The sequence below is a fragment of the Bacteroidota bacterium genome (genome assembly GCA_030706745.1).
Taxonomy (GTDB): Bacteria; Bacteroidota; Ignavibacteria; order Palsa-1295; family Palsa-1295; genus PALSA-1295.
This window is the reverse complement of the sequence record JAUZNX010000015.1, coordinates 76,000-87,141: the sequence shown is the minus strand read 5'-3', so window position 1 is coordinate 87,141 and position 11,142 is coordinate 76,000. Positions and strand designations below refer to the sequence as shown.

The 11,142-nt window shown below is 53.3% G+C and carries 12 protein-coding genes; 6 read left to right on the top strand and 6 right to left on the bottom strand.

The annotated features are described in order from the left end of the window. On the top strand, positions 1 to 591 hold a 591-nt coding region (locus Q8902_13930), incomplete at its 5' end, for a T9SS type A sorting domain-containing protein (protein ID MDP4200658.1). A gap of 270 nt (positions 592 to 861) precedes the next feature. Here Q8902_13930 and Q8902_13925 read toward each other — a convergent pair. Further along, positions 862 to 2,340, bottom strand: coding sequence for a TIR domain-containing protein (locus tag Q8902_13925; GenBank protein ID MDP4200657.1), 1,479 nt, complete (start codon positions 2,338 to 2,340; stop codon positions 862 to 864). 369 nt (positions 2,341 to 2,709) lie between these two features. Between Q8902_13925 and Q8902_13920 the strand changes: the two genes are divergently transcribed. From Q8902_13920 to tyrS, 4 genes are all read left to right on the top strand, one after another. Continuing rightward, positions 2,710 to 3,663, top strand: a complete 954-nt coding sequence (locus Q8902_13920) for a C40 family peptidase (protein ID MDP4200656.1) — start codon at positions 2,710 to 2,712, stop codon at positions 3,661 to 3,663. A gap of 142 nt (positions 3,664 to 3,805) precedes the next feature. Next, entirely contained in the window at positions 3,806 to 4,297 is a 492-nt protein-coding gene (gene smpB, locus Q8902_13915) for an SsrA-binding protein SmpB (GenBank protein MDP4200655.1), read from the top strand. Next, complete coding sequence (locus tag Q8902_13910; GenBank protein MDP4200654.1) at positions 4,245 to 5,150, top strand: hypothetical protein; 906 nt, start codon at positions 4,245 to 4,247, stop codon at positions 5,148 to 5,150. Before smpB ends, Q8902_13910 begins: the two co-directional genes overlap by 53 nt. A 5-nt stretch (positions 5,151 to 5,155) precedes the next feature. Next, the gene (gene tyrS / locus Q8902_13905; protein MDP4200653.1) at positions 5,156 to 6,373 is read left to right on the top strand and encodes a tyrosine--tRNA ligase; all 1,218 of its coding nucleotides are present in this window, start codon (positions 5,156 to 5,158) and stop codon (positions 6,371 to 6,373) included. Positions 6,374 to 6,403: 30 nt separating this feature from the next. On the opposite strand, the gene Q8902_13900 is transcribed toward tyrS, so the two are convergent. From Q8902_13900 to secG, 5 genes are all read right to left on the bottom strand, one after another. Then, positions 6,404 to 7,714 (bottom strand): MFS transporter, encoded by a 1,311-nt coding sequence (locus Q8902_13900; GenBank protein MDP4200652.1) that lies wholly within the window; start codon positions 7,712 to 7,714, stop codon positions 6,404 to 6,406. Continuing rightward, positions 7,659 to 8,315 carry a transcription antitermination factor NusB gene (gene nusB, locus Q8902_13895; GenBank protein ID MDP4200651.1) on the bottom strand — a complete coding sequence of 219 codons (657 nt, stop codon included), beginning with the start codon at positions 8,313 to 8,315 and terminating at the stop codon, positions 7,659 to 7,661. Before nusB ends, Q8902_13900 begins: the two co-directional genes overlap by 56 nt. A 43-nt stretch (positions 8,316 to 8,358) precedes the next feature. Next, the gene (locus tag Q8902_13890; protein ID MDP4200650.1) at positions 8,359 to 9,009 is read right to left on the bottom strand and encodes a SurA N-terminal domain-containing protein; all 651 of its coding nucleotides are present in this window, start codon (positions 9,007 to 9,009) and stop codon (positions 8,359 to 8,361) included. A gap of 40 nt (positions 9,010 to 9,049) precedes the next feature. Next, positions 9,050 to 9,886: a hypothetical protein gene (locus Q8902_13885; GenBank protein MDP4200649.1), complete on the bottom strand. Its 837-nt coding sequence runs from the start codon at positions 9,884 to 9,886 to the stop codon at positions 9,050 to 9,052. 182 nt (positions 9,887 to 10,068) lie between these two features. Beyond that, the gene (gene secG / locus Q8902_13880) at positions 10,069 to 10,461 is read right to left on the bottom strand and encodes a preprotein translocase subunit SecG (GenBank protein MDP4200648.1); all 393 of its coding nucleotides are present in this window, start codon (positions 10,459 to 10,461) and stop codon (positions 10,069 to 10,071) included. A 142-nt stretch (positions 10,462 to 10,603) separates the two neighbouring features. Here secG and Q8902_13875 point away from each other — a divergent pair, with 142 nt between their 5' ends. Next, a complete protein-coding gene (locus Q8902_13875) occupies positions 10,604 to 11,128 on the top strand; it encodes a helix-hairpin-helix domain-containing protein (GenBank protein ID MDP4200647.1) in 525 nt (174 codons plus the stop codon). Positions 11,129 to 11,142: the final 14 nt, after the last annotated feature.

Sequence of the window (11,142 nt, the reverse complement as noted above, 5' to 3'; positions counted from 1 at the left end):
TTTGCCGCCAACGGCCCGATCATCCGGTCCACGGACTCCGGCTCGAACTGGACACAGCTCAGTCTCACAGCTAACACGAGCAGGCTGGCATCCAGTGGGCCGTATCTCTTTGCTGGCACGGATTCCGGTGTGTATGTATCCATCGACTCAGGCAACACCTGGCGCCAGGAGAACGATGGCCTTGGCAAGTATTATCAGGTCAATTCCCTGTGCGTCTTCGATACGCTACTTTTCGTCAACACGGCTCTCGGATTTCCCTACTATACCGCCATGCGCCCGATCTCGGAGATGGTGGCTGAGGCGAAGAGCGTGGTGCAGGCAACGCCTCAGCCGCAGGATACGCTTTCGATTTATCCGAATCCAGCGACCGGGCTTGTTACGATTCGCTCGGGCGGTACTGCGATCGAACGGGTGAGCGTGCTCAATGTGCTGGGGGCGGATGTGCTCGAAGCGGGTGGGTCAACCTTCCCCCGCCTTGAAAAGGCGGGGGATTTCTACTCCCTCGATCTCTCGCAGTTGCCATCCGGGACCTACTTCCTGCGGATCGAGACAGCGAAAGAAAGCGTGCTGCGCAAGGTAGTCCGGGAGTAGCTTCCAATGAATTCTTCTGCCGCACAAAGATTTTTCTTGCACTCGCGGTTTCGCTGACGTATATTGCTTCTGCCTTCAGGGGCACCAATTGCTCATTGAAAAAGAATGGAGAATTCAATTTCGAGTGCGGGCTGGGCGTTCATTAAATGACAACTCAAAAGAGAGAATTAAAGTATTACTTTAACTTCGAGCACCTATTTCAGGGGGCTAATCGCGAAGGTGGCTCGGAAACGGCAGTCCGGCACAAGGCGGCTGATACTACGGGCCAGATTACTGGGCCTCGCCATACATTAGTCGCTGGTAGCGTGGGTTCGAGCGGATATTATCGAAATCACGGTCGGACTGCACTTCGCCTTTCTTACCGGGCGCTAAAGTAAAGAGGCGATCGAGGAGGTCCAGCGCGCCATCGGTCTTGCCTTGCTTGGCAATGCAGCATGCCGCATTGTAGGTGAGCCGGACATCCGTCGGATGCAGATGCAGCAGGGAATCGAACGCACGTTCGGCTTCGGCGCTCCGTCCGGCCATGTCGAGCGCGATGGCGTAGGTTGTCGAGAGATTCAGACTGTCGGGATGGTGCATCAAATTCCGTTTGAGGAGGCCGATAGCCGCTCTACCGAATTCGTTTGTGCGACCAACATTTCCCAGCCGCCCAGCAACGATGCCGGCGCCAAGGTAATAGGATGCGTTGCTCGAATCGAATTTGATGGCCTGTTCGAAGAGTTCGAGCGATCGGTTCTTATCACTGCCAATCAACATGTTGGCAACGTGAGCATACGCAGCCGCATCGTTCGGATGGGCCTTCAGGTTTTGCTCGGCGGCTCGAAGGCCGGCTTCCTCCCCTGTGACATAATGGAGGTAGCCAAAGAGGTCGGAGCAGAGCCGTTCCCGCGTTGCGAATAACTCGGAGTTATTCCCACTATAGGATTGCTCCCAGATTTCGCCACCCTGCTTTGTATCGATGATTCTTGCAGAGACAAAATTGACATCGTGCATCTTCCGGACGAGGCCCTCGATGATAAATCGGGCCTTCAATTCCTTGGCAATTGCCATGGCATTGAGCGGCGAATCTTTGTATGTGGAAGACCCTGTTCTTCCAACGGTCCAAAGTGTTTTTTGGGCGGCGAGTCGTGACGTAAGCGCATCGGAAAAGATGTCGAGATTTCGCGTGCTATCGCGATCGAGATTCAGCGTGGAGAATGGCAGGACATACACGAGATTATCAGGGGCAGCGGCGGCGGGTGGGCGACGAAAGAAGAGGAACGTTCCCACTGCGAGCAAAACCACTGCAGCGATTATTGCGCTTCTTCGGGACCGTCTGTGGCGAGTTCTGGAAACACTCTGGGCATCAGTCGTCACACCTTCCAACCGTGCGACCTGACTCCGCACGGCGTGCAAGATTGCTTCCACTTCGTGGAAGTTTGTGCGCTGGATTCCTGCAAGTGCGTACTCCAGCCGGCCGGGGAGTTGGACTGCACCGATCTCGATCGGTAAAATGATTTTGCCATGTTCCGCGGCCAAGGCGATCTCTTTCGCAACATTTGCGGAGTTAACCGACGCGGCGGAAAGGAGCGCGATAAAGATCTGGCTGCTTTTGATGTTCTGCACGATCTCATCGGACCAGATCGAGGCACCGGCAATTGCCTCCTGGTCGATCCACACAGAATAGCCTTCCCTCCGAAGAAGGGCGAGCAGGTGCATTGCGTGCTTCTCGTCTTCGCGTGAGTAGCTTATGAAAATACCCGGAGCCATGGCGACAAAAGAGCGGTCAGAATGATTTGGAACACGATCTGAACACCTGAACTCGAAATCTGAGTTCGCGGGCAAAAAAATCTTCTGCGGGAGTTAGGTGAGGCGGTGACCTCCAGAAGGAAACCACCCCCAAGACTTCCATAAGAGCTTTCTGCTGGAATTGCGGCCCGGGATTTGACCCAATGCAATAGTTGGTGGCAATACTGTACATCAATTCGTGCCAGCAAAATGGCATTTTGTCGGAGACTATGAAAAGATGTTGTATATTTGCACGAAGTACGTTCGAAGCATCCCACGGAAATGTCCTTGGGGCGCCTCGAAAGTCCTTAATACTAGTCAGTTCGTTTACACTAACCAAATAGACACCGCATGACCCCAAAGATCATACGGCGTTGGGTATCATTGTTGCCGCTGGCATTGCTCGCAATTGCGATCATGTCAGCAAGTAGCACAGATGCCACAGCCCGAAAGCATAAAGCCGGGCGTCCGCGAGGTAATCACTCGCATGGGAAACATGGGAAAATCGCGCACAATGCTCGCCGTCATGGCCATCGTTATGCGAGGCTCTCCCAGCGGAAGCATCATCCGCTCGTAGCCCAAAAGGCGCTCTCCACTGAAGAAAAAGAGGAAATTGTCCAGAAGATCCGGGACCTTTCCAAGGCTTCAGTCGATGACACAACTGCCATCTCATCAGCTGAAATCCAATCCGAAATAGCACAGGCCGCTCGCGAAGAACAGGCCGAAGATGATGTCTCGGTTTCGATCGAGCAATTTTTCAAGGCCCGGCCCGGTGCCATTGGAGATACATCTTTCAATCCGGACTTGGTCCGGCAGCGTTCGCAGGACTTCACACTTTACGATGAGACCGATCCCAGCCATGCGGCCCAGCGTTCGGATATCATGGCTGAGATTATCGACTGGATCGGCACCCGCTACGTCTTTGGCGGTGGCGACCGGACCGGGATCGACTGCTCGGCGTTTACCCGTGAAGTATTCAATCGTGCATTTGGCGTCGAGCTCCCTCGCACGGCCTATATGCAATGGCAGTTAGGCGAGCCAGTCTCCCGCGAGGGGTTGCAGTTCGGCGATCTGGTATTTTTCCATACAGCCGGCTATGCACCTATCACGCACGTAGGCATCTATATTGGCGAAGGGCTCTTCGCGAATGCTGCATGTTCGCGTGGTGTGACAGTCGGATCGCTGGAGAGCACGTACTGGTCGAAGCATTTTGCTGGTGCCCGACGTCTCTTTGCGAACAGCGGCATGGCGTCCGCAAAGACGGCCCCAATCACCAACAGCATGGCAACGACGGGCGGCGAATGAGTTTCTCTTCAGTCTCTGTTCTTTAGGTATTATGTGGATGTTCGATCATCCACCAGAGCCTCGGCAGGTGCCGGGGCTTTGTTTTATGATGGATTGACAATCGGGGCACGGCGAGTGGCTTTGGGCCGTTCATACACGCCTTATGTCAGTAGTCAGACGCCCCCCGACCGCACCGCAGACTCCAACACGCGAGCGGAAGACGAAGCCCATCGCGGATAACCGGCGTGCCAGGCATGACTATGCGATCTCCGAAGAGTTGGAGACTGGTATTGTGCTGGGGGGGACCGAAGTGAAGTCGTTGCGCGCCGGCAAAGTGCAGCTCTCTGATGGCTACGCCCAGATCAAAGCAGACGAATTGTGGCTGGAAAATGTCCACATCGCGCCCTACATCCACGGCAACCGGTTCAATCTCGAAGATAAGCGAGCCCGGAAGCTACTGGCGCATGCAAGGGAGATTGCCCGATTGAAGGTCAAACTTGCCGATAAAGGAGCAACGCTTATTCCGCTCAAAATGTATTTCAAAGGGAACAAAGCGAAGGTATTACTCGGACTCGCTCGTGGTAAAAAACTCTACGATAAACGTGAAGCGATTAAACAGCGCGATGCGCGCCGCGATCTGCGTTCTGGCGACTAGCACGGCTGTAACCGTATCAAAAGCGCAGGAGAAGCCCTGGGAGCTATCGCTTGCGTTTTCGGCATACAATACATTTTATGAAGAGGATTTTATGAGCAAGATCCAGCCGAGTGAGATTGCTTCGTATCCACAGGATTTACGCGGCAATAGCTTCACCGCGCTTGCATTCAGTCCACATATCACCTATCGGGCGCGGCAGGATTTGAGCCTTCCGTTTTTTCTTTCTCTTGAAGGATCGATTCCATCGGTCACTATCAAAGGTCTCGAAACAGGTCATAAATATGAACCGAACGTGGCATATCTGGTGCAGCGGGAAGATGTGCAGCACGACGAAGTCTCTGGATCCCTCACACTAGGCTGGGAAATGTTGCCTTGGATTCAGCCATACTTGATGATCGAACGTTCCCGCTTTGCAAGCCGGAGGCTGGGCCAACTCGATGGCACTGACTCCGGAACACTGGTACCAGAGGCAAATCAGGATTACACTGAGATCGTGATAGCAACCAACATCGGGTTCGGTATCGCAGGCATGGTCCCACTTACCATGAGCAACGACATTCGCATGCGGTATGATGTCGGCTATCAAGTGCCACAGACTGTCTTCGTCGAAAACGATCTCTTCGGCACAGCACCGACAGGCCAGGGCACAACAGGCTATACCATTGGCGGGCATGTTCAACTTGATTTGCCATTTGGACCCCTGCAATCCAATGATGGCTATTGGACTATAGGCGGTTCTATCGCGAAGCGGCATTGGAACGGCGATGGCGAGCAGCACAGGCCAAGCGGAATATGGCCTGCAAACTCGAACGTCGAAGCGGGCGGGTTTGTCGGAATCGGAATGTTCTTTTAGTCCTCATGACTTTTCCCACTCTTAACGAGCAACTCGATCTAATTCGTCGCGGCACGGTCGATCTCATCAGCGAAGAAGAATTCGCACGGAAGATCGAACGGGCACGTGCAACGTCCAAGCCATTGAATATTAAGCTCGGCGCCGATCCCTCGACGCCGGATTTGCATATTGGCCACGGGGTTGTGCTACGCAAATTGCGGCAATTTCAGGATCTGGGACATCAAGCGTGCCTTATCATCGGCGATTTCACTGCGATGATCGGCGATCCATCCGGCCGGCAAAAAACACGACCAATGTTAAGTGCCGACGAAGTGAAGAAGAATGCCGAGACTTACGTTGAGCAGGTGAGTCGCATTCTCGATGGCTCGCGCCTCAAAGTGATGTATAATTCGACGTGGCTCTCGCCGATGACGTTCACGGATGTCATCAAACTTGCCGGAAGCTACACCGTAAGCCAGATGCTCGAGCGTGAGGATTTTCACAAACGGTTCAACGACGAGTTGCCGATCTCATTGCATGAATTCCTCTACCCGCTCGCGCAAGGGATGGACTCTGTCGCGATCCATTCCGATGTCGAACTGGGCGGGACTGACCAGAAATTCAATCTGCTCGTAGGCCGCGAATTGCAGCGTCATTTCGGCATGGAACCGCAGTCTGTGCTGACGATGCCGCTACTCGAAGGTACCGATGGCGAACGCAAGATGTCGAAGTCCTATGGTAACTCGATCAACTTTTCTGACTCGCCCGACGAGATGTTCGGCAAGACCATGTCGATTCCGGACACGATGATCGCGCGCTACTTTGAACTCGCGACAAGCGTGCCGGATCTGGTAGTCATCAAGCAGCAACTTGCGGACAAGAATACGAATCCGCGCGATTTGAAGGTCCGCTTAGGACAGGAGATCGTCCGCGGATTCTACGGCGATGAAGCCGCCAATGCTGCGTACGACAAATTCCGGACGATGTTCGTTAAGAAGGAAGTACCGGATGATATCGAGGTAGTCCATGTCTTCTCAGAGAGGTCCATTCTTCTTACGGACTTCATTGCGGAGCGTAAACTCGCTCCGAGCAAGAGCGAAGCACGGCGTTTAATTGAGGGTGGGGGGGTATCGCTCGACGGCGAGAAAGTATTGGACGTGAAGATGAGCTTTACTCCCAACACTGAAGGCGTTGTACTGAAAGTCGGGAAACGGAAATTCTTAAGGGTCGTCGTTGGCAAGTAGGATGGCCGAAGACCAAAGCATGCACGGAAGTCAGGTAGTTTCAAATTTGATCTGACCTAACTCGCCATCCGCTCGCTGCTCCCGTACACTGCTCAGCAGGAAGAATCCGGCGATAAAGAAAGCCGCTATCGCGAGGATCGCCGGTCGCTGACTCCCGAATAATTCCGAAAGGACACCGAACACCAAGGGTCCGATAATGCCGCTCGCTTTGCCGGCAAAGCCATCATAGAACCCAAAGAACTCCGCAGTATGCTGGGGTGGTGTCAAGAGTGCCATCAGGCTTCGTGAGCATGCCTGGCACGAACCAAGTGCAAGTCCCGCAAGGAAACCGACGCCATAAAACGTCGTTTTAGTCGTCGCAAAAAAGGCGAATACCGCGACGACAATCCACATCAGAAGCGTAATTTGAATAGCCAATTTGGGACCGCGTGCATCGGCAAACTTACCAAAGAGGAGCGAGCCCAGGATTGCAACGACCTGAATCATGATGAAAAAGATCGCGAGATCGATGGTCCCGAAGTGGAGCGTACCCTTCGAGTAGATTCCGCTGAACGCGACGACCGTAAGGATGCCATCGTTGTAGATAAAGAATGCCGCGAGGAATCGCGAAACATCTTTGTAGTTGCGGATATGGCCGATTGTCGTTCTCAGTTGTCCAAACCCGCGTTGAACGAGCGTGCCGAACCGAATCGATTCCTTGCGACGAATCTCCGGTACAAATAGGAAGAGGGGAATCGCGCACAGCGCATAGTCTGCCGCAGTGATCAGAAATGTGGTCTTGCGGGAAGCATCGTCCAGGAATGGGATACTCATCAGCAAGATGGCAAGCGACCCGACATACCCAAATGCAAAGCCCATCCCCGAGACCCGTCCGAAGCTCGCCGGAGTGGTGATCTCTGGTAAGAATGCATCGTAAAACACGAGTCCACCCTCATAGCCAGCATTCGCAAACAGGAAGAGCAGCGCTGCGACAAGCACCATACCAGGCTGGACAAAATAGAGCGAGGCCGTGCAGGTTACCACTGTCGCGGCAAAGATGCCGAGATAGAGCTTCTTGTTGTGCAGGACGTCAGCCATCGCACCAAGTAACGGAGTGATGAGAGCGACGAGCAACATCGAGCCAAAGACCGTCAGGCCCCAATACGCGTCACCGTGCCCGTTCTGCACGATCACGTCATGGAAATAGATCGGGAAGATGAAGACAACCATCGTGGTCGAGAACGACCCCATGGCGAAATCAAACATCGCCCAAGAACCAATGACCTTTTTATCGTAGCCCACTCGGCTATGAAGTTGCGGTGGTGTGTGGGTCATCCACTGAGGGAGGATCTTCTCGGTCATTCAAGCCACGATCGATAAGCCCACGTCCGGTCTTTTTTAGCTCGCCGGTCTTCTGCAACTCAGTCATGACGGCATGAAGAATGCCATTGATGAATTTGCCGCTTTCTTCGGTCGAATAGTCCTTTGCGATTTCGATCAGCTCGTTGATCGTTGCCTTGGGCGGGATGTCGGGAAAACAGAGTAACTCCGCGATGCCCATTTGAATCAATAATCGGTCGAGTAAAGCCACGCGACGAAAATCCCAGTGGGTCAGCTTCTCGTGGATCAATTTGTCGATCTGCTCGCGATGGACCGTAAACTCGCGGACCAGATCGCGCCCAAAGGTCAGCGCTGCCGTATCAACAGATAAGTCTTGTTGTGCGAGATCGAAAAATAATTCGTCCAGATCTCGTCCGGAAAGCTCGTTCGCATAGAGGATTTGGAGAACGCGTTCGCGAGCCAGCCGTCGACGCGGCAAGCGTCGGTCGCGCTCCGGATCGTTGTCGAAGATCTCGCCAGATTCAATGCGTGCCGGTTCGATCGGCTCCCGGGGATAGTATCCGTGATCCGACCGCGCATCATCTTCAGTCTTCTCGTGGTTGCGATGCTCGTGCTGTGGCAAATTCTAATGGGAATGAACGAAAATAATATGGATACGAAACAGCCTAATAAAATCCAAAATTCAATCGACGATCGATAATGCGAGCCTCGGCTCGCATTCGGCGGAGCCAGGCATGGAACATTCGTCCCCGTTCGGCCTCAGTCTTTGCTTTCGTCGTGACTGCCGCGATCAGCCGGTTTGTCTCCAATCGAATGCGCTCGCTGGCAAGAATGCCCGCCACGACCGTATCGTTGCGACGGTCATTCATTGCGTTTGACAAAATCTCCCGATGGAACGTGCCGGTCGAATCGGTAAATTGTGTTCTCAGAAAGTCGGGTGGATGTTCGATGACCATCGCCCGCAACTCCGAATCGTTCAAACTGAGTTTCCGGCGTTCGATTTCCCGCTCTTCGATGATATCATCCACGGCTTTGTTCCATGCGGTGTCAATCAGAAGGGAATAGGCGCTATCAGTGATTATATGCTCGCTCGTCCGGGTCACATACTCATGGATCGTTCCAGACAGCAATGACTTGAAATCACCATACGTGATGACTACACCGTTGACAACTCCGACCGTATCGCCGAGGGCATGGCTGACGGATTTCTTGACGCGAGTGACTTTCTTTAATCGCGAAGAATCGGAAGATTGCGCCAGCGCGCGAACCGTAAATGCCGCGGTCAGCAGCAGGCAAAGAAATAGTGTTCGTTTCAAGAACAACGGCGACTAGGTGGCTTCAAGATCAAAACGGTATTTATGGAGTGACAGTCACAGGTATTGGAGTCGTCTCCAGAACATCCATGCCGCCCAAACGTACATAAATAGCAAACGTGGCTCTGCCGGCCACGAGGTCGGGCGGGAGCGTATAGTCGAGTAGCATGCCACGCAGATCGATGCCGCATCCATCGGCAGGGATGCGCCACTTCTTGCCGTTTTGTTCGATAGTAAGAAAGTTGCCGCGAGCAAAACTCGTCCAGTCCTTCATGACCCGCCGGTTGAGCGCCGTCCATTGGTCGGCTTTCGAAAGCTTGCTATAGCCAATATTGGTTTCCAACTCATCGATCGCCTTCTTGGTGTGGATCGAGCCTTCGGGCACGAAGCCATCCCCAATAATATGAACGGTCCCTAGAGGTCTTACTTCAGGCCCTGTAATTCCTCGGAGAGCGGTGTGCAACTCCTTGGTAACGGTGAAGGAGGACGGAATACTGAAGTCGTGGTCATTAATCAGAAACAACTGGGCCTTGCCTGGTTCGAGAGTGGTGGGCGCCATAAATGTCGCGATTGAACTATCACCCACTGTTTGATAAGATATAAGCGGCATCCAGACTTGCTTTCCGTTTTGTTCGATTCGGAGAATTGGGATGTCGGACTTTGTCCATCCAGGCAGCCGTTCGCCGATGCATTTCGATTCAGATTTTTGGAGGGCAGGATTTGGATTCTCGAAAATGAGCATGCCCAACTGGCCGGGCGCAATCTCTTTTGGCAAGCTGTAAATTTTCAGCTTCCTGCCGCAGGCAGCTTGGGGTGCAACTTCGGTCAGTGCGAGTGTGAGGAGAAGGAGGATGGACCAGCCAGTCAGGTAGCGTTTCATCGGTCTAATGCAATATTGGAGACATAAAGTCTGAATGGCTGAGATAATTCCATTCAACTGAAGAGTTGCCTCATATTAGCCGCTTAGCCGCAATGCTTGAAGTATGATTCGCAACGCCATGAAGCATGGTACGCAATATCAATCAACCTAATCGACTGTATACACCCGGTAGCACTTCGCAATTACTTCGCGGGCATCGGAGAATTGTCCGGGTTCGTCTGTCCAGTCCCTGGTTGGGCTCCGGATGGAACTGCCGGCGCGGATGGAGCGGATTGACGCTGAGGAGCCGGTTGGGTGACGGGAGCATTGCCAGTCTGAACGGCCGAAGGAATGGTGCTCTCGCGCGGAAGGAAAAAGAGATTTGCTAATACGCAGAGCACGACGAAAATTCCGCCGAGCCAAATTGTGGTCTTTTGGAGGAAATCTGAAGCCCGGCGTACCCCAAAGACGGCCCCGACTGATCCCGGAGCGCCTAATGCGCCGGACAGTCCATCGCCCTTGGAGGACTGCGAAAGCACGACAAGCGTCAAAACGACGCAGACAAGAAGAATGAGAATTACAATCAGCGTGAACATATTCGTCTTTTCTGAACTTAGCGGCAATCGAACAATCCGGGCGCCGAAGAATTCCTTCCCGATCAGGGTTAATCAGTGCGGTGGATACGTTCGGGCGGAAAGAATCTCCCGAAAAGCTCGTTAAGAACGGAAATTATCACCAATGTTCCGCGATCTCCTTCCGAAGCTGAACAAGCTCGCCGGTCAGTTTTACACTCCGCGCGAGACGCGGGCGATCTTACTTTTTCTTGGCCTGGGACTTTCCATTATTTCCTTCCGAGAAGGCAAGCGGATCTATTATGAGTGGTTCCCTCAAGGCCGCTCTGCAACCGAAATTTCCCAGCAACACCAGCAGGATAGCATCTACCGTGCTTTGAGTCAGATCGCGAATACCCAGGATTCCTTATTCTTCTCATTGCCTGAGGATTCATTGCTACCGTCTTCGGTGCGGCAGCGCATGGAGAACCATAGCAAGCGAGCCGATCTTCGCCTCGGCTCAATCTCACTCAATCGTGCCACAAGAGCCGATCTAATGAAATTGCCGAATATCGGCCCTGCGACTGCCGACCGAATCATTGCCTATCGCTCCGAACGTGGGCGGTTTCGGACGCTGGCGGAACTTCGAAATGTCAGAGGCATTGGTCCCAAGCATTTCGAGGGGATGAAGCGATTTCTCATGCTCGATTGATGCGAAGCTGGATT

Coding starts and splice junctions, on each gene's coding strand:
- Q8902_13885 (MDP4200649.1), bottom strand. CDS start 9,886: ATGAAACGCTACCTGACTGGCTGGTCCATCCTCCTTCTCCTCACACTC.
- tyrS (MDP4200653.1), top strand. CDS start 5,156: ATGACTTTTCCCACTCTTAACGAGCAACTCGATCTAATTCGTCGCGGC.
- secG (MDP4200648.1), bottom strand. CDS start 10,461: ATGTTCACGCTGATTGTAATTCTCATTCTTCTTGTCTGCGTCGTTTTG.
- Q8902_13900 (MDP4200652.1), bottom strand. CDS start 7,714: ATGACCGAGAAGATCCTCCCTCAGTGGATGACCCACACACCACCGCAA.
- Q8902_13920 (MDP4200656.1), top strand. CDS start 2,710: ATGACCCCAAAGATCATACGGCGTTGGGTATCATTGTTGCCGCTGGCA.
- smpB (MDP4200655.1), top strand. CDS start 3,806: ATGTCAGTAGTCAGACGCCCCCCGACCGCACCGCAGACTCCAACACGC.
- Q8902_13925 (MDP4200657.1), bottom strand. CDS start 2,340: ATGGCTCCGGGTATTTTCATAAGCTACTCACGCGAAGACGAGAAGCAC.
- Q8902_13875 (MDP4200647.1), top strand. CDS start 10,604: ATGTTCCGCGATCTCCTTCCGAAGCTGAACAAGCTCGCCGGTCAGTTT.